Origin of the sequence: Pantoea brenneri (assembly GCF_038594305.1) — a bacterium.
Taxonomy (GTDB): Bacteria; Pseudomonadota; Gammaproteobacteria; order Enterobacterales; family Enterobacteriaceae; genus Pantoea; species Pantoea brenneri.
This window is the reverse complement of the sequence record NZ_JBCGBG010000001.1, coordinates 1,788,984-1,807,357: the sequence shown is the minus strand read 5'-3', so window position 1 is coordinate 1,807,357 and position 18,374 is coordinate 1,788,984. Positions and strand designations below refer to the sequence as shown.

Here is an 18,374-nt window from a genome sequence, read left to right as displayed (position 1 = left end):
GAGGTAAATCATGATAAGCCTGCTGAGTTTTGGTGCCGACGGCTGGGGGCGCTTAATCCTGAGCGCTACGCTGACCACGGTGCTGCTCTCCTTTGCCGCACTGCTGGTCGGCGCGGTGGTCGGTTCCGGCGTGGCGGCGGCGAAGCTGTCGCCGCACCGGGCCGTGCGCTGGATGGGAGAAGGCTATTCGGTGATCTTTCGCGGCATCCCGGAACTGCTGGTGATCTATCTGTTCTATTTCGGCGGTTCGGGATTGATCACCCAGGTCGGGCAGCTGTTCGGCGCTGACGGGTTTATCGAAGCGCCACCGTTTCTGATCGGCGCGCTGGCTATCGGGCTGATCTCCGGATCTTATCAGGCAGAAGTCTACCGTGCCGCCCGTCTGGCGCTGGCGAAAGGAGAGATTGAAGCTGCGGTTGCCATCGGCATGCCGCGCTGGCGTATTCGTCAGCGCATCCTGCTGCCACAGGTAGCGCGCTATGCGCTGCCGGGGCTGTCAAACGTCTGGCAGATGAGCCTGAAAGATTCGGCGCTGGTATCGGTGACCGGCATTGTGGAGCTGATGCGCGCCAGTCAGATCGCCGCCGGTTCCACCCGCGATTACTTCACCTTTTACCTGGTCGGCGGCGCCTGTTATCTGGCGCTGACGCTGCTGTCGAACCGCGCCTTCCTGCGGGCCGAATCCCGCCTTGGCCGTGCCTGGCAAAGCCGCACCGCTGCCCAGCATTAAGGAGCCTGATCATGATCGATTTTGCCTTTCTCAGTGACACCTTTCTTCGGCTGAGCGCCGCCTTGCCGGTGACGCTGGGGCTGTTTATCAGCGCCTTCCTGTGTGGCGGGGTGCTGGCGGTCGGTATTCTGGCGTTACGGATGAGCCGCTGGCGACTGCTGAGCGCGTTTGCTCGCGGCTACATCCTGGTGTTTCGCGGCTCGCCGCTGATGATTCAGCTGTTTCTGATCTATTACGGACTCGGGCAGTTTGGCGTGATCCGCCACAGTTTCGTCTGGCCATTTCTGCGGGAACCTTTTAGCTGCGCGGTACTGGCGCTGTCGCTCTGTACCGCCGCTTACACCGCCGAGATTCTGCGTGGCGCATTGCTGGCGGTGCCGCCAGGTCAGGTGGAAGCGGGCATGGCCTGTGGCATGTCGCGCGGCCTGCTGCTGCGAAGGATTATCGCGCCGGTGATGCTGCGTTACGCACTGCCAGCCTACTCGACCGAGGCGATTCTGCTGGTCAAATCGACCGCGCTGGCCAGCCTGGTCACGGTGTGGGACGTCACCGGCGTGGCGCAGCAGATCATTCAGCGTACCTACCGCACCATGGAGGTGTTTCTCTGTGCCGCTGCGATCTACCTGATCCTCAATTTCATTATTGTTCAACTGTATGCCCTGCTGGAACGGCGTCTGACGCCGGTGCATAAACCGGCAAAAAAGCCGTTACCGGTCGCTAAGCCGATCCCCGGAGGAGAATAAAATGTCAACCCTGCCACCCATCACGCTGTCGGCCAGCGATATCCATAAATCCTTTGGCGCAATGGAGGTGCTGAAAGGCATCTCGCTGCAGGCGCATCAGGGGGACGTGATCTCGATTCTGGGTGCCAGCGGCTCGGGAAAAAGTACCCTGCTGCGCTGCATTAACCTGTTAGAGACGCCCGATGCCGGTGTGGTCAGCGTCGGCGGCGAAACCATTGAGATGAAACGTCATGCCCGCGGTCATCAGCTGGCGGCGAATCCGCGCCAGATTGAGCGGCTGCGCTCACGGCTCGGCATGGTGTTTCAGAGCTTTAATCTCTGGTCGCACCTGACGGTGCTGCAAAATGTGATTGAAGGGCCGCATTACGTGCTGAAGCGTGACAAAAAAGCCTGCATCGCTGAAGCCGAAAAGCTGCTGGACCGCGTCGGCTTGCTGAACCGCAAGGATTTTTATCCGGCGCAGCTCTCCGGCGGGCAGCAGCAGCGAGTCGCCATTGCCCGCGCGCTGGCCATGGATCCGGAAGTGATGCTATTTGATGAACCGACCTCGGCGCTCGATCCGGAGCTGGTCGGGGAAGTCCTGAAAGTCATGCGCAGCCTGGCGGAGGAGGGACGCACCATGCTGGTGGTAACCCATGAGATGGGATTTGCACGCAACGTCTCTAACCGGGTGGTGTTTATGCATCAGGGCACCATCGATTGTCAGGGCACGCCGCAGGAAATGTTCGGCGAACAAGGCTCGGCGCGGTTTCAACAGTTTATTTCCAGTCATCATCAGGTGGAGCCGGTGCTATGAGTCAGACCCTTGTCTGGGGCGATACGCCGTTACAGTGGCGGGATGTGGTTAAGGTGGCGCGGCAGGGCACCACGCTAGCGCTGAGCGACAGTGCCTGGCAGCGCATTGCGCAGGGCCGGGAAATCGTCGGCAATATCGTGGCGGCAGGTCAGGTGGCCTACGGCATTAATACCGGCCTGGGGGCGCTGTGCAACATCACGTTGTCGGACGATGAACTGAGCCAGCTGTCGCGCAACACTTTACTCAGTCACGCCTGTGGTGTCGGGCCATCGCTTGGCAAACCGGAAGTCCGCGCCATTCTGTGCGCCGCGATCGCCAACTACAGCCATGGCAAATCGGGCGTGTCGGTGGTGCTGGTGGAGCGGCTGCTGGCGCTGCTCAATTTGCAGATTACGCCTCAGGTGCCGTCGCAGGGGTCGGTGGGCTATCTGACTCACATGGCACACATCAGCCTGGCGCTGATGGGTGTGGGTGAGGTGGAGTGGGAAGGGCATCTGATGCCGGCGCAGCAGGCGCTGGAACGCAATGGACTGGCCCCTTTCCGGCCAGGTGCAAAAGAGGGGCTGAGCCTGGTCAACGGCACGCCGTGCATGACCGGTCTGGCCTGTCTGGCGCTCGACGATGCAGAACGTCTGCTGGACTGGGCGGATATCACCGGGGCGATGAGTTTCGAGGCGTTACGCGGTCAGCTGGCGGCGTTTGATCCTGAGGTGCTGGCGCTGAAAGCCAGTCCCGGTATTCAGCGCAGCGGCGAACGTTTACGCCGGTTGTTAATGGACAGTGCGGTTTTAAACGAGAGTCAGGGCATTCGTACCCAGGACGCGCTCAGTCTGCGCGCGATGCCGCAGGTCCACGGTGCCTGTCGCGATCAGTTCGATCACGCGCAGCGTCAGGTGGAGACTGAACTGAATGCCTGCACCGACAATCCGCTGGTGCTCGGCACACCGCAGGCGTGGCGGGTCATTTCGCAGGCCAATCCGCACGGTGAATCGGTGGCAATGGCCTGTGACGTACTGGCGATTGCGCTGGCGGAGCTGGGCAGTATTGCTGAGCGGCGGCTCGATCGGCTGGTGAATCCGCTGGTGAGTGGCCTGCCGCCGTTTCTGGTGGCACAGCCGGGCGTTAATTCGGGCATGATGATTGCGCAGTATGTCGCCGCATCACTCTGTGCTGAAAACCGGCAGCTGGCACAACCGGCGGTGCTGGACAACTACGTCACCTCCGGATTGCAGGAAGATCATCTGAGCCTTGGCACCGGCTCGGCATTGAAACTGCTGAAGCTGGTGAGTAATGTTGATCACATTATCGCTATCGAATATCTGCTGGCCGCGCAGGCGCTGGAATTTCACGGCGAGGCGCGATTGGCCAGTGGCACCTTACATGCCTGGCGACGACTGCGGCAGAGCGTGGCAAGCTGGCAGCAGGACCGCTGGCTGGCACCGGACATCGCCCGGGCGGTGAGCGAAATCAAAGCGCATCCGGTCGATGCGCTGTGATCATCAGCCGCGGCGCGCGTCCGGACGGACTAAATCAAAGCGCTGCGCTTCACTGATGCCGTAGTAGGCGCTGGGCCCACCGGCGCGCAGAATCGGCTCGGCTTTGGCGGTCTGATAAATGCCCGCTTCCAGCAGGTTTTCACTGATGTGGATCGCCACCGCTTCGCCGAGCACCAGCCAGCTCTCAATCGGCTTTCCCTGCGCATCCTGTAACTGGATCAGCTGGGTCAGCCGGCATTCGAAGTTAACCGGGCTTTCGCCGACCAGGCTGGCTTTGACCTGCGATGCCGGTAACGGCGTCAGTCCGGCATAGGCAAACTCATCCTGATCGGCTGACAGCGACGCTGAGCTTTCATTCATCGCTTCAGCCAGTGGCCGGGTCGCCAGGTTCCAGACAAACTCTTTGGTATCCGCAATGTTCTGCACGCTATCCTTCCAGCCGCTGCTGGCGAAACCGATGATCGGCGGATGGTAGTTGAAGCAGTTAAAAAAACTGTAGGGCGCCAGATTGCGCTGGCCGCTGGCGCTGATCGAACTGATCCAGCCAATCGGACGCGGGCCGATGATGGCGTTCAGGGGATCGTGCGGCAGACCGTGGCCGGCACGCGGTTGATAGGAATAGCGTTTATGCGTCATAACCTCTCCGGTGGGGATTTTATCCATCTTAGCCCGACAGCATCGTCTGGCGGCAGCCGAATCGGGTAAGCGGATTGTGCGGGTTTATTTTCCGTCGCTCACAGCGTATTGTACGCGCGCCTGAATAATTGAGAGAACGTATGAAAAAGTCAGCCAGCTCGTCGCCTTTCCACGCCCGCAATCGCCATCAGGGCGAATACGATTTTGCCGCGTTAACCGCTGCGCATCCGCCGCTGGCGGCCAAAGTGCGGCCTAACGGTTATGGCGTCGATTCAATCGACTTTGCGGACCCGGATGCGGTGATGTTGCTCAATCAGGCGCTGATTAAGCTGTTTTACGGCATCGACTGGCAGCTGGCGCCGGGATCGCTCTGTCCGCCCGTGCCGGGACGGGCGGATTACCTGCACTACCTGGCCGATCTGCTGGCGCTGGATAACCACGGGGCGATTCCGACCGTCGACGTGCTGGATATTGGCTGTGGCGCAAACTGCATCTATCCCCTGATCGGCGCAGCAGAATATGGCTGGCGCTTCACCGGCACCGAAATTGATGAGGCGGCGATCAAAGCGGCTAACCGGATTGTCGCGGCTAATCCTGGCCTGGCGCGCCAGATCCGCCTGCGTCGTCAGAAAAACAGCGATGCGGTGCTGGCCGGCGTGGTCAGCAAAAACGAATTTTTCCACGCGGTGATGTGTAATCCGCCGTTCCACGCCTCGGCAGAGGAAGCGGCGGCCGGATCGCAGCGTAAAGTGCGCAATCTCGGACTCGATAAAGCTGCGCCGCTTAACTTCGGCGGTCAGCATAACGAACTCTGGTGCGTTGGCGGCGAAAAGGCGTTTGTCGGTAAGATGATCGGCGAAAGCGTGGCGCTGGGCCGTCAGGTGGTGTGGTTCACCTCGCTGGTGTCGCGTAAAGAGAATCTGGCCACGCTGGAAAAGCAGTTGCGGGCGCTTGATGTTGCTGAGGTCCGGGTGGTGAATATGGCGCAGGGCCAGAAACAGAGCCGTTTCCTGGCGTGGAGTTTTATGCCTGCCGCGCAGCGCAGCAAAGTGTTAAGTCGTTAACCCGCAGGGCGGGCCGGATGGCCCGCGCTGAACTTATGGCGGTGACGGCAACGCCGGTAACGCGGCGGCCCCGGCAACATCACCGGCGGTTTGCATCACCTGCACCGTGTGATGCGGCGCTTTAATTCCGGCGGCGTCAAAGTGCTTCTTCACTTTATCATCCAGCGCAAAACGCACCGTCCACTGTTTGAGCGGCTGAGTGGTAAACGAGACGCGTACCGTAAACGCCTGGTTGGTCAGTCCCACCAGACCGGCAAAGCCCGGCTCACCAATCACCATGCCGCGAATGTCCGGATTCTCCAGTAATTCTTTCACTGCTGCCTGCAACGCCTGATTAGCGCGTTCGCTATCCTCATTGCGATCCACATCATAGTTAGCGACAAACGAACCGATGCCGCGCACAAAGTTGGCAAAAGTGGTAATCGATGACCACGGAATGATGTGATAAGCACCGGTATCCTGGCGCACGCCGACCGAGCGAATCGACATCCGCTCTACCGTGCCGGTAATCGCGCCGATGGTCACCAGATCGCCGGTATTCATGCCGTTTTCGAACTGGATAAAGATACCGGTAATAATATCTTTCACCAGCGTCTGTGAACCGAAAGAGACTGCCAGCCCCAGCGCACCGGCGCCAGCCAGCAGCGGCGCAATGTTCACCCCAATCTCAGAAAGCAGGATCATAATGGTGATGGTGCTGATCACCACCGCCAGCGCGTTGCGGAACAGGGTCAGCAGGGTGCGGGTACGGGCACTGGGCATCGGACGGCCATGTGAATCCGAAGCCAGCCGACTTTCAATCAGGCTGGCCAGCACGGTCCAGCCAACGGCCGACAGCAGCACAATCATTACGATGCGGATCAGCACATCCACCATTTTTTCCCCGGCCCCGACCGTCAGCCAGTGCCACAAATCAAACAGGTTCCAGGCGTTAAGCAGCAGCAGCAGGGTGGCGAACACCGTCAGCACGCGCGCCAGCTTGAGCAATGCTTTGACCCAGTCGTTGACGCGCTTTTGCAGTTCCGGGTAGTTACGCCTTAAATCGGGCGACAGGATGATGGTTTTGCTAATCCAGCGGGTCAGTATTCCGGAGACAAAGGCGGCGATACCGATGATCGCCAGGCTTCGTACCGTGGCGGACATCATAAATTTCAGGCTGTCGCCGGGATTAAAAATCGAGAACAGGAACAGCGCAATAAAATAGGCGCTGGCCAGCCAGTGCCAGATCACGGCGAAGGCGCGGATAAACAGCGCGAAGAACGCCATGCTGCGGTCGGCCAGCCCTATCAGCGCGTTATGGATGCTGCGCTTGTTGGTGAAGATCAGATACAGCGCCCAGCTGGTCATGATCGCCATGATGATGATGTTGACCAGTGCGGCAATCTGCACGTTGACCTGATTACTGACAATCGGTACCACCACCAGCAGGCCGTAGCCCATCACCCCGCTCAGCCAGCTCAGCCGGGTATTCCAGTACGCAGCGCGGCTGTCGGTAAGATGGAAAAAGCGCAGTGCCGGGAAGTGCGGACAGAAAATCAGGCGCAGCAGTGCTTTAAAAAACTCAATCAGGGCGAAGGCGTTGAGGAACAGCCCTTGCTGATAGGCGATGGTGCGGTTGTCGCTGTGAAAGTTGTCGCTGATGATCTGACCGACAAACAGCGCCAGCGCCAGCAGCAGCAGGTCGATAATAAATGCACCGCCGATGGCGGCGGGCAGCTGCAGCCAGTTACGGTGATCGCGGTTTTTATGCCGTCCCCAGACGCCCAGCCGGCGATAGATCGGATAGACCAGGCGGCGCAGCAGCCAGTAGAAGGCGAACATCGCCAGCGCCAGGCCCGCAAAATGGTTTAGCGCGTTGATAAAGGTGGTGGGATTAAAGGTCTTATGAGGCGCTTTGACAATATTGTCATGCAGCCGCACGAACTGCGAGGCGACCACGCCGCCGTACTCGCGGGTAACCTCGGTCAGCCCCTGCAACACCGTTTTATCTTCCTGCTCCGCAGCGGGCGGCAGCAACTCCGGCGCAGCGCTGGCAGACGGCGAGGTCGAGACGTGACGCAACTGCTCAATCAGCGCCTGCCGTGACTGTTCATTCTCAAGGATATTGGCCAGTGCGGCGTATGCCGCTTTTTGCTGGTCGGGATCGGGCTGGCTGGATTGATCGCCTGACCCTTTGCTGGTTTGCTGCGCGGCAACTGCCGCCTGCGGTAAAGTGACCGCCGGAACCTGTGGTGCCAGGCTAAATAACATCAGGAACAGCAGGATCCAGCGCCACACAACGGGGCGGGGTGGGCAGGCTGACGACATGGCTCTCTCCTTAGCTACGCGCGTGCTTCACAAGAGGGAAAGTATAGTCAGGCGATTGATATTAACGTGGTTAATGAGGATTAATCTGCCGCGGCGACGGCGCGGGACAGGCAGGAAAAGCGGGCCGGCAGGGCGGCCCGCCCGTCATCAGGAGACGTGCTGCAGGAATTCGCGCAGACGATCGCTGGGCGGATTGCTGATCAGGCTGTCGGGATCGCCATCTTCCGCGATACGACCCTTGTCGATGAAGATCAGACGCGATGCTACCTTCTGCGCGAAGCCCACTTCGTGGGTCACGATCACCATCGTCATGCCTTCTTCTGCCAGATCCTGCATCACTTTCAGCACTTCATGACGCAGCTCCGGGTCCAGCGCCGAGGTAGGCTCATCGAACAGCATCATTTTGGGTTTCACCGCCAGCGCCCGGGCAATCGCTACCCGCTGCTGCTGACCGCCGGAAAGCTCAGACGGGAAGTGGTGCGCGCGCTCAGCCAGCCCCACTTTGCCCAGCAGCTCTTTCGCCAGCTGGCGGGCCGCCTCTTTGCTGGCGCCACGCACCCGGATCGGACCAAAAGCCACATTATCCAGCGCGCTCATCTGTGGAAACAGGTGAAACTGCTGGAAGACCATGCCCGCTTCCTGACGGATCAGGCGATCATCTACTTTCGGATCGTTGACCCGCAGACCGTCGACGATCAGCTCGCCGCTGGTGATCTCTTCCAGCTTGTTAATGCAGCGCAGCAGAGTCGATTTGCCCGAGCCGGACGGCCCGATAATCACCACCACTTCGCCCCGGTTAATCTTCAGGTCAATATTATGCAGCACCTGGGTCTGGCCAAAATGCTTCGAAACATCTTTAAATTCAATCACAGGATTTTCACCCTTTTCTCAACACGGCGCAGCACAAAGCTCAACACCAGCGTAATCACCAGATAGATGATCGCGACGGCGCTCCAGATCTCCAGAGCGCGGAAGTTACCGGCGATAATCTCCTGACCCTGACGCGTCAGTTCAGCGACACCGATAACAATAAACAGCGAAGTATCTTTGATGCTGACAATCCACTGGTTACCCAGCGGTGGCAACATGCGGCGCAGCGCCAGCGGCATAATCACATAGCGTAGCGTTTCGCGGCTCGACAGACCGAGCGCCAGCCCCGCTTCGCGGAAGCCTTTGTTGATCGACAGCACCGCACCACGGGTAATTTCCGCAATGTAGGCGCCGGAGTTAATCATAATGGTCACCACCGCCGCGCTGAACGGATCGATACGCAGGTCAGGGAAGGCCATCGGCAGGGCGAAATAGATAAACATCACCTGCACCACAATCGGGGTGCCGCGGATAATTTCAATAAACACCAGCGCGATGTTGTTGGTGATCCAGCCGCCGTAAGCGCGGGCGAAACCGGCCACCAGGCCGATAATTAACCCGCCAACCAGGCCGATGATTGAGATGATTAAGGTCATCTTTGCGCCTTCAAGCAGCGCCGGCATGGCGGGCCAGATGACGCTCCAGTCAAACTCCATGGTGTGACTCCAGATATGTTGCGATGGAAAAAAGCAGGGAAAAAGTTTCCCTGCTGAAAAGTTAGTGCTGCTGAAAATTGTTATTTAGGTTCGGTACCGAACCATTTTTTATACAGCTGATTGTAGGTGCCGTTCTCTTTGATGGTTTTCAGCGCGCCGTTCACTTTTTCACGCAAATCGTCGCTGCCTTTCGGGAAGGCGATACCGTACTGCTGCGCTTCAATTGATTCGCCTACCGCTTTGAAGCGGCCTTTACCGGCGGTATTGATGAAGTAGAGAATGTTTGGCGTATCATGCAGTACCGCGTCAGCGCGATTGGTACCGAGTTCCATGTAGGCGTTGTCGATGTTCGGGAACTGACGCAGATCTTTGGTTTTGATGTTGGCTTTAGCGTAATCAACCGAGCCGGTGCCGCTCTTCACGGCGACCACTTTACCGCTGAGATCGCTGATGCCTTTGATGTCGTTCTCATTGTTACGCACCATCACCAGCAGACCGCTTTTGTAATAGCCATCAGAAAACTCGATAGCCTTTTTACGCTCTTCGGTAATGGTGATCCCTGCCAGCGCCAGATCGACGTTGCGGGTCTGCAGTGCCGGGATAATGCCGCTGAAATCCATTGGCTTGAGGGTGTAATCGAGTTTCAGTTGCTTAGCAATCGCATCCCACAGGTCAACGTCGAAGCCGACATATTTGTCGCCCTGTTTGAACTCAAAGGGAACGAAGGCGGTGTCAGTAGCGACCACCAGTTTCTTTTCTGCTGCGGTGGAAGAGAGGGAGAAGGCCAGCGCCAGCGCGGCCACAGAAACTTTTAACAGTGACTTCATCATTTTTCCTTATTACTACCAGGCGGCAGGGCCTGTGTTTGCGGCTTGTCATATGAAAGAATTATGCCAACTTTGCAAAATACACCAAATCAGTGGGTTAAATAACCCAGCTGACACGATTTTGCAGGAATATCTGCCTCTGCACTATTTTGGTGATCCAAATTGGTGCAGATTGCTGTTTTGGTGCAACCGGTAGTGTGCCTCAGTTGTAAAGGCTGTGAAGCGGAGGAGGGAAGAACTGTTAACAGGGTCATAAAATTGCGGTAACACAGACGTAAAAAAGGCGGGTCTCCCCGCCAGTTTTGTCTCATTGATAAATCAATGGCTGTTATTCAATGTTAGCTTCGATAAACCACAGGAATTTATCCAGGTCACGTGAAGCGGCAGTAAAGATGTCAGCAGTATCTTCATCTTTAACTTCTGAAATCGCTTTGCGGGTGTCGTTGGCAACGACGCTATAACGATCGGCCAGCGCTTTCAGGTGGTCCTGCACGCTGTGGATGTTAAGCGGGTAGCTTTTCAGGGGTGTTTTATCATTAACTACCTGCGCGGTACCCAGCGCAACGCCGCCCAGCTGTACAACACGCTCAGCAATGGTGTCCTGATGATCGGTAATTGTGGTACGGAAGCCGTCCAGCATTTCGTGAACACCAATAAAGTTAGCGCCACGCATATTCCAGTGGGCCTGCTTGGTGATCAAAGACAGATCAATAAACTCGACAACCAGACGGTTCAACACTTCAATGGTGGCTTTTTTCTCATCATCTGCCACATCGTTGCGGGTATAAATCAGGTCGGAAGATTTAGTTTTAACCAATTTAGCGGTACTCATCGTTTCAGTCCTCTCTTTGATGGTTGTCCTAATCAAGTACCGGATAAGTATAGCAGCGGTTTTCAGCTTTGCATTAACGGCTGTGTCGATGGCTGAAATAGTGCGTATCTTCAGCACAGGCCGCGCCAGGCGGGAAGGGTTAATGCCATGTTAAAATACAATGGAAGGTTAAACTGTTTATAAATCAGATTGTTAAATGTTAATGTAAATAACAGATAAGCGACTGTTTCAAAATACGAAAGACAGTCGCTTGATTTAGTTAAGAATAATTCTCACGTTGAGTATGATTGTTATTTAAGCGGCTGATCAAAATCCTGTTTATCGTTTATTTGGTCCCGCTGCTGTTAATTTCCACTTCGCTTAACTGACTCTTTTTTGGCTTCATGGTGAGGGTGGAACCGGCTGAGGCAGTGATGATCGCCAGTAGCGCCAGGCACTGCAGCGGCGTCAGGGTTTCGCCGAGAAACAGCATGCCGGAAAAAGCCGCCATCGCTGGCTCCAGGCTCATCAGCGTGCCGAAGATGCGTGCCGGTAAGCGCGTTAACGCGATCATCTCAAGCGAATAGGGGATAGCGCTGGAAAGCAACGCTACCAGCAGTGCCACCGGCAGCACGCTCCAGTGCCAGATGCCGCTTTCGGCAAACGTCAGGCCGAGCGGAACAAAAATAATCGATGCGATCAGCGAGCCAATCGCCACGGTGGCAGGACCGTGCTCCGCACCGGCGCGCTGGCCAGCCAGAATATAGATTGCCCAGCAGGCGCCTGCACCCACCGCCAGCGCGGCACCCAGCGGGTCAATCGATGCCATGCCAGCACCGAACGGCAGCAGGAAGCCTAATCCCACCACCGCCAGCAGCACCCAGACAAAATCGAGCAGGCGGCGCGATCCGAATAGCGCCAGCGCCAGCGGACCGGTAAACTCCAGTGCAACCGCTACCCCGAGCGGCACGGTACGAATCGCCAGATAGAACATAAAATTCATCGCACCAAGCGCCAGCCCATACATCAACAGCGGCATCCGCTGTTCGCGGCTGAAGCGTAAGCGCCATGGTTTGAAGATCAGGCAGAGAATCAGGGTGCCGAAGCCGAGACGCAGGGCAGTGATGCCGGTCGCGCCGACGCTCGGGAACAGTGTTTTGGCCAGAGAGGCACCACCCTGCAGCGATAACATCGCAATCAGCAGCACGGCGATCGGTAACAAGACGGGCGTAAGGCTTTTTTGAGCTGAAGAGGCAGACATCCTGTATACATTTCCTGGTCATAAGCGCGATGAGTCAGTCAGTGTAAAGGAAATGGCGAGCAAAAAAATGACAGAGTGGCGTTTAAATTTGCGTTAACTGCGCAAATTCTGGCCAGATTCAGGACCAATTTGGTAAAGAAACGTCAGGTTTTTTTAGGATTTTACTTAAAGACCGAAAACATGAAAAAAAATTTATTGCAGGAAGATGACGGTTTTTATAAGAAAAATGAATGACATAGGTTGTTGCATTAACTTCCTGTTACACCAAACATTCTGTTAGACAACAAAATGCGGGCAGAGTTTCTCGCTATTTTTTGTTATATTTTCAGCGTTGTCAGGAGAGAAGTATTTTCACATTTGAGGTGGTTATGAAAAAAATTGCATGTCTTTCAGCATTAGCCTGTGTACTGGCAGTATCTGCAGGTTCAGCAATGGCACAGAGCACCGTAACTGGTGGCTATGCTCAGAGCGATTACCAGGGCGTGGCTAACAAAGCTAACGGCTTCAACCTGAAATACCGCTATGAAGACGGTTCTAACCCACTGGGTTGGATCGGCTCATTCACCTACACCGAAAAAGATCGTACCGAAGATGGCTTTTACAACAAAGGTCAATACTACGGCATCACTGGTGGTCCTGCTTACCGTCTGAACGACTGGGCAAGCATCTACGGTGTTGTGGGTATCGGCTATGGTAAATTCCAGCAGAACGACACCGCTTCACGTGACAAATCTGATAGCAGCGACGTAGGTTTCTCATACGGCGCTGGTATGCAGTTCAACCCAATCGAAAACGTTGCACTGGACGTGGGCTACGAGCAGAGCCGCATCCGTAACGTTGACGTTGGCACCTGGATTGCTGGCGTAGGTTACAGCTTCTAAGTTTAGCTTAGACGACCTGCCAAAAAACGGCCCTTTATGGGCCGTTTTTTATTGCGCGCTTGCCAGACGGCTTGTGCAGAAGCGGGACACTCCGCCCGTTTAACGCGGGCTTCTGCTGTCCAGCTAGCACAATGCCGCAGGCCGAATCGCGCCTGATCTGACGTGGCGTGGTGTCAGGTTATCAGCCAGGGAAAGGGGCAAGGGAAACATTGTCTGGCGGCAGTGACCGCTGAAGTAAAGCTTACCTGAAGCGAACGTTATCTGAACTGCATAACAGCTGAAGAGAACATTATCTGAAGGGTAGGTTGCCTGAGAAGAATATTATCTGAGCGAAACAGAGAAGTGGCCCTCCAGTGATTCACTGAAAGGCGCTGTAAACGGGCAGGTAAAGAATTATCCGCGCCAGATCAGATTCTGACAGCGACGATCTTCGGGCTTTTTGCCGAGTAGTTTTTCAATCAACATCAGACGCAGTGTGAATGGGGAACGCGTCAGCAGGCACAGCCAGGATTTCATCTCCGTGGTTGTTCTCTTTTCAGCCTGGAAGCATTTGCTGCAATCTAAACAGCATTTCAGGGTGCTCATAGAATCACCTCCCAATCAATATCGACGTAAAAGTAAGCAGAGTCCGGCGACGTAACCCATAAACAACAACAGTAACAGATAGGGATCGATCATGATCTTGATCACCGGCTGCTTACATTATCAACAAATATAGCATTGGCTATATCATTTAGCCAAGGCTAATGACGAAAAATTTGAGCTTCTTTGCACCTGGTTTACAATGAGCGCAGCTACATCCGTACGGCAGTGACAGTACGGACATAATAAAGAGGAAGCTGAATGAGTCGTCGTGCCAAAAGCGTGGTTTCTGCCCCGCAAGGACCACTGAAAGATATTGAAGAGCATGTCGAAGGTTTTCGGCAGGTGCGCGAAGCGCATCGTCGTGAATTAATTGATGACTACGTTGAGTTAATCTCTGATTTGATTGGTGAATTTGGCGAAGCCCGTCAGGTTGATATGGCGGCGCGATTGGGCGTTTCCCAGCCAACGGTGGCAAAAATGCTGAAACGTCTCGGCAGCGCCGGACTGGTTGAGCAGGTGCCTTATCGCGGCGTATTTCTCACCAGCGAGGGCGAGAAGCTGGCTGAGGAGAGCCGTGCCCGTCATCATATTGTTGAAACTTTCCTGCTGGCGCTGGGGATCAGCCCGGAAACTGCCCGCCGTGACTCAGAAGGTATTGAGCATCACGTCAGTGATGAAACCCTGGCCGTGTTCCAGAAGTTCTGTGAAACCCGTTAACTCTTAAGGCGCAATGCCATCATGCCGCAGCTGTTTCGATCTTTTTTGCATGACTCGATTTTGCATTTACTCGTCGTTATTGGTGTGGTGCTGGCATTTCTGGCTGACTTTCGCTGGCCGGATCTGCCTGGTGCGGTGGACTGGCACACCATTATTACCCTCACCGGCTTGCTGATCCTGACTAAAGGTCTGGAAACCAGCGGTTATTTTGATGTGCTGGGCGGACGGCTGATCGCCCGCTTTCGCCATGAACGCGCGCTGGCGCTGTTTATGGTGCTGGCGGCGGCGCTGCTTTCAACCTTTCTGACTAATGATGTGGCGCTGTTCATTCTGGTGCCGCTGACCCTGACGTTGCGTAAGTTCTCGCGCTTACCGATTTCACGGCTGATTATCTTTGAAGCGCTGGCGGTTAACGCCGGATCGCTGCTGACGCCGGTCGGCAATCCACAAAACATTTTGTTATGGAGTCACGGCTCGCTCAGCGTGGCCGGCTTTATTGTGCAGATGCTGCCGCTGGCGGTCTGGCTGTTGCTCAGCCTGGTGCTGTTAACCTGGTTTAGCTTTTCGAAGCGCACTATTGAGAAACACGATAATCCGCACCAGCCGCAGTGGCAGAAGCCGCTGTTTGTAGTCAGCGTGCTGCTCTATCTGCTGTTTATCGCCGGGCTGGAGTGGCAGGTGACCGGCTGGGTGCTGCTGTTGATCATCGCCAGCTTCCTGCTGATGGCGCGCCCGGTGTTACTGCGCATCGACTGGAGTCTGCTGGCGGTGTTTATCGCTATGTTCATCGACGTCTGGCTGCTAACGCGCCTGCCGGTAATGCAGGCGCACTTTGATGCAATTGCCCAGCTCGGTCAGGGACAGCTCTACCTGCTGGCGATTGGATTGTCACAGGTGATCAGCAACGTGCCGGCCACGATTCTGCTGCTGCAAAAAGTCCCGCCGTCTGAGGTGCTCGCCTGGGCGGTGAATATCGGCGGCTTCGGCCTGTTGCCCGGCTCGCTCGCTAACCTGATCGCCTTGCGAATGGCGCAGGATCGTGCGGTCTGGTGGCGTTTCCATCTCTTCTCCCTGCCATTACTCGGCTGGTCAATGGCCAGCGGCTGGCTGTTGCTGCAGTTGCTCAAATAAGTCCACTTCATCCTGCTGCCAATCCCAGGTAGCAGGATGTGCGCCTTTCCTCAGGTTAGGTAAAGTTATGCTGGATTTTGTCAGTTTTCGATCTAAGGTTAACGAGACCTTTTATGCCCGGGAATTAGGGCCTTAGCCAGTGATGGGAACTATGAGCGAGAACAACCAACGCGATCCACACCAGCAGGACGCAGAAAATGCGCCGGATAAGAACAGTCAGTCTGATGATAACCAGGATAACGATCAGCAGCCTGAACGCAAACGCCCCGGCAAGAAACCGTTGATAATTCTGGCAATTGTGGTAGTGGTGATGCTGATTGTCGGTTTCTGGTTCTGGTTCTCAACCCGTAACCAGGAGACCACCGATGACGCCTTTACCGAAGGCGATGCGGTGACCATCGCACCGAAGGCATCCGGTTATGTGGTTAAGCTGTTGGTTAAAGATAACCAGCGGGTGAAGAAGGGCGATCTGCTGGTCGAAATTGATCCCAGCGATAATCAGGCGCAGCGCGATCAGGCCAAAGCCCAACTCGGCCTGGCGGTCGCTCAGTTGCACCAGGCGCAGGCGCAACTGGCGCTGTCGCGGGTACAGTATCCGGCCCAGCGCGATCAGGCGTTAGCCGATCAGGCCAAAGCGGAAGCGAATCTGCTTAACGCGCAGGCGGATTACCGTCGCCAGCGCGGCGTCGATCCACGCGCCACCAGCCAGCGCAATATTGACACCGCGGCGGCACAGTTACGTTCTGCTCAGGCCCAGTTGCAGAGCGCGAAAGCGCAGGTGGAAGTAGCGTCGCAGGTGCAGTTACAGATTCGCCAGCAGGAAACCAACGTTGAAGCGCGTCAGCAACAGGTTGAACAGGCCAGAGCGCAGCTCAACACCGCCGATCTTAATCTCTCCTACACCCAGGTGCGCGCTCCGTACGACGGCTTTGTTACCAAGCGTAATGTGCAGCTCGGCACGCTGGTACAGGCAGGATCTTCGCTGTTCTCGCTGGTGTCGCCGGATATCTGGATTACCGCCAACTTCAAAGAGTCGCAGCTTGAGCGCATGAACCCAGGCGACAAAGTGGCGATCACCGTTGATGCCTGGCCGGATATGAAGCTGGAAGGGCACGTCGACAGTATTCAGATGGGCTCCGGTTCACGCTTCTCCACTTTCCCATCAGAAAATGCCACCGGTAACTACGTCAAAATCGTGCAGCGCGTACCGGTCAAGATCGTGATTGATAAAGGTCTGGACCCGAATCATCCGCTGCCGCTCGGCCTGTCGGTTGAACCGAAGGTGACGGTGGAATGAGTGCCCCGCAGAGCTGGAAACCGGCCAGCAATCCGTGGCTGGTAGCGGTCACGGTCACCCTGGCGGTGTTTATGGAGATCCTCGATACCACGATTGTTAACGTGGCGCTGCCGCATATCGCCGGTTCGCTCTCTTCCAGCTATGACGAGTCAACCTGGGTGCTGACCTCGTATCTGGTGGCAAACGGCATTGTGCTGCCGATCTCCGCCTTCTTCAGCCGACTGTTTGGCCGTAAGCAGTTTTTCCTGATCTGCATTGTGATGTTCACCATCTGCTCTTTCCTGTGTGGCATCGCCACTGAGCTGTGGCAAATTATTCTGTTCCGCGTCCTGCAGGGCTTTTTTGGTGGCGGCTTGCAGCCGGTGCAGCAGTCGGTGCTGCTGGACTATTTTAAGGCGGAAGATCGCGGCAAGGCGTTTGGTCTCTCCTCCATCGCCATCATCGTGGCACCGGTTATCGGGCCAACGCTGGGCGGCTGGATCACCGATAATTACAGCTGGCGCTGGGTGTTCTTTATAAACATTCCGGTCGGCGTGCTCACCGTACTGGCGATCTATCAGTTGCTGGAAGATCCGCCGTGGGAGCGCAAATGGGCCAAGGGCAAACTGAAGATCGATTACATCGGTATCAGCTTAATTACCCTCGGACTCGGCTGTCTGCAGGTGATGCTGGATCGCGGTGAAGACGAAGACTGGTTTGCCTCGCACTTTATTGTGCTGTTCGCCATTCTGGCAGTGATCGGTATTGTCGGGGCGGTCTACTGGCTGATGTATGCCCGCAAGCCGGTGGTCGATATTCTGGTGATGAAAGACCGAAACTTCTGGGTGGCCGGGCTGCTGATGGCCGGGATGGCAATGATCCTGTACGGCAGCTCCGTGGTTCTGCCGCAGCTGGCGCAGCAGGATCTGGGCTATACCGCCACCTGGTCCGGTCTGGTGCTGTCACCTGGGGCGGTGCTGATTGTGCTGACCATCCCGCTGGTGCTGAAACTGATGCCGATTGTGCAGACGCGCTACATCATTGCGTTTGGTTTCAGCTGTCTGGCGGTCGCGTTCCTCTACTCTTCGACCCTGACACCCGACGTTGATTTCACCACGCTGGTGTTGATGCGTAGCGCGCAGTCTATCGGGCTCGGTTTCCTGTTCGTGCCGCTCACCACTATCGCGTTCGTCACTATTCCGCAGCGGCTCAATGCTGACGCCTCGGCGCTGTTTACCATGTTCCGTAACGTCGCCGGTTCGATTGGTATTTCATTGTCGACCGCCGCCATCACCGAACGTGAGCAGGTGCGCTCGGCGCATATGGTGCATAACATGACGCCGCTCAACGAGCCGTTCAACATCACCGTTCAGCACTGGGCGCAGGCAATTCGCGACTTTACCTCAGCGGTAGGCGATCCCATCACCCTGGCAAGCGGTCAGCTCTATCAGGAGATGATCGCCCAGTCGCGTATTCTCGCTTACATCGATGTCTTCTCAGGCCTGAGTATTGTCGCCCTGATTTTGATTCCATTTTGTTGGCTGCTGTCGCCGATTAAGAGCGAAGGCAGTGCAGGAGCACACTGAC

General features: G+C 56.2%; 18 protein-coding genes. 10 read left to right on the top strand and 8 right to left on the bottom strand.

Annotated elements, in window-relative coordinates:
- The first annotated feature begins 10 nt into the window (after positions 1-10).
- From AABB92_RS08445 to AABB92_RS08430, 4 genes are read left to right on the top strand one after another with little or no spacing between them, the layout of a single operon-like run.
- The gene (locus tag AABB92_RS08445) at positions 11-730 is read left to right on the top strand and encodes an ABC transporter permease (RefSeq protein WP_031377040.1); all 720 of its coding nucleotides are present in this window, start codon (positions 11-13) and stop codon (positions 728-730) included.
- 11 nt (positions 731-741) lie between these two features.
- A complete protein-coding gene (locus tag AABB92_RS08440; RefSeq protein WP_031377039.1) occupies positions 742-1,473 on the top strand; it encodes an ABC transporter permease in 732 nt (243 codons plus the stop codon).
- Between the two features lies 1 nt (position 1,474).
- A complete protein-coding gene (locus AABB92_RS08435) occupies positions 1,475-2,269 on the top strand; it encodes an ABC transporter ATP-binding protein (protein WP_031377038.1) in 795 nt (264 codons plus the stop codon).
- Complete coding sequence (locus tag AABB92_RS08430) at positions 2,266-3,765, top strand: HAL/PAL/TAL family ammonia-lyase (RefSeq protein ID WP_031377037.1); 1,500 nt, start codon at positions 2,266-2,268, stop codon at positions 3,763-3,765. Before AABB92_RS08435 ends, AABB92_RS08430 begins: the two co-directional genes overlap by 4 nt.
- A 3-nt stretch (positions 3,766-3,768) precedes the next feature.
- Here the strand turns inward: AABB92_RS08430 and AABB92_RS08425 are convergent, their stop codons facing one another.
- Positions 3,769-4,401 (bottom strand): flavin reductase family protein, encoded by a 633-nt coding sequence (locus AABB92_RS08425; protein ID WP_031377036.1) that lies wholly within the window; start codon positions 4,399-4,401, stop codon positions 3,769-3,771.
- Positions 4,402-4,541: 140 nt separating this feature from the next.
- Between AABB92_RS08425 and rlmF the strand changes: the two genes are divergently transcribed.
- Entirely contained in the window at positions 4,542-5,465 is a 924-nt protein-coding gene (gene rlmF, locus AABB92_RS08420; protein WP_031377035.1) for a 23S rRNA (adenine(1618)-N(6))-methyltransferase RlmF, read from the top strand.
- A gap of 33 nt (positions 5,466-5,498) precedes the next feature.
- Here the strand turns inward: rlmF and ybiO are convergent, their stop codons facing one another.
- The 6 genes from ybiO to rhtA all read right to left on the bottom strand — a co-directional run bounded on the left by ybiO (position 5,499) and on the right by rhtA (position 12,197).
- Positions 5,499-7,772, bottom strand: a complete 2,274-nt coding sequence (ybiO, locus tag AABB92_RS08415) for a mechanosensitive channel protein (RefSeq protein ID WP_031377034.1) — start codon at positions 7,770-7,772, stop codon at positions 5,499-5,501.
- 147 nt (positions 7,773-7,919) lie between these two features.
- Entirely contained in the window at positions 7,920-8,642 is a 723-nt protein-coding gene (gene glnQ / locus AABB92_RS08410) for a glutamine ABC transporter ATP-binding protein GlnQ (RefSeq protein ID WP_031377033.1), read from the bottom strand.
- Positions 8,639-9,298 (bottom strand): glutamine ABC transporter permease GlnP, encoded by a 660-nt coding sequence (glnP, locus tag AABB92_RS08405; RefSeq protein WP_031377032.1) that lies wholly within the window; start codon positions 9,296-9,298, stop codon positions 8,639-8,641. Before glnP ends, glnQ begins: the two co-directional genes overlap by 4 nt.
- Before the next feature lie 80 nt (positions 9,299-9,378).
- Positions 9,379-10,125 carry a glutamine ABC transporter substrate-binding protein GlnH gene (glnH, locus tag AABB92_RS08400; protein ID WP_031377031.1) on the bottom strand — a complete coding sequence of 249 codons (747 nt, stop codon included), beginning with the start codon at positions 10,123-10,125 and terminating at the stop codon, positions 9,379-9,381.
- 328 nt (positions 10,126-10,453) lie between these two features.
- A complete protein-coding gene (gene dps / locus AABB92_RS08395) occupies positions 10,454-10,957 on the bottom strand; it encodes a DNA starvation/stationary phase protection protein Dps (protein ID WP_031377030.1) in 504 nt (167 codons plus the stop codon).
- A 325-nt stretch (positions 10,958-11,282) separates the two neighbouring features.
- Positions 11,283-12,197 carry a threonine/homoserine exporter RhtA gene (rhtA, locus tag AABB92_RS08390; protein ID WP_031377029.1) on the bottom strand — a complete coding sequence of 305 codons (915 nt, stop codon included), beginning with the start codon at positions 12,195-12,197 and terminating at the stop codon, positions 11,283-11,285.
- Between the two features lie 368 nt (positions 12,198-12,565).
- Here rhtA and ompX point away from each other — a divergent pair, with 368 nt between their 5' ends.
- Entirely contained in the window at positions 12,566-13,078 is a 513-nt protein-coding gene (gene ompX / locus AABB92_RS08385) for an outer membrane protein OmpX (RefSeq protein ID WP_031377028.1), read from the top strand.
- Positions 13,079-13,471: 393 nt separating this feature from the next.
- Here the strand turns inward: ompX and AABB92_RS08380 are convergent, their stop codons facing one another.
- Positions 13,472-13,663, bottom strand: a complete 192-nt coding sequence (locus AABB92_RS08380) for a hypothetical protein (RefSeq protein WP_031377027.1) — start codon at positions 13,661-13,663, stop codon at positions 13,472-13,474.
- 258 nt (positions 13,664-13,921) lie between these two features.
- Between AABB92_RS08380 and mntR the strand changes: the two genes are divergently transcribed.
- The 4 genes from mntR (at position 13,922) to AABB92_RS08360 (ending at position 18,373) form a co-directional block, all read left to right on the top strand.
- Positions 13,922-14,380, top strand: coding sequence for a manganese-binding transcriptional regulator MntR (mntR, locus tag AABB92_RS08375; RefSeq protein ID WP_046288429.1), 459 nt, complete (start codon positions 13,922-13,924; stop codon positions 14,378-14,380).
- Positions 14,381-14,401: 21 nt separating this feature from the next.
- Entirely contained in the window at positions 14,402-15,511 is a 1,110-nt protein-coding gene (locus AABB92_RS08370; RefSeq protein ID WP_031377026.1) for an SLC13 family permease, read from the top strand.
- 151 nt (positions 15,512-15,662) lie between these two features.
- On the top strand, positions 15,663-16,808 hold the full coding sequence (locus AABB92_RS08365; RefSeq protein ID WP_031377025.1) for an HlyD family secretion protein: 1,146 nt from the start codon (positions 15,663-15,665) through the stop codon (positions 16,806-16,808).
- Positions 16,805-18,373 (top strand): DHA2 family efflux MFS transporter permease subunit, encoded by a 1,569-nt coding sequence (locus tag AABB92_RS08360; RefSeq protein WP_031377024.1) that lies wholly within the window; start codon positions 16,805-16,807, stop codon positions 18,371-18,373. The genes AABB92_RS08365 and AABB92_RS08360 overlap by 4 nt, the downstream gene beginning before the upstream one ends.
- The last annotated feature ends 1 nt before the right edge of the window (position 18,374 follow it).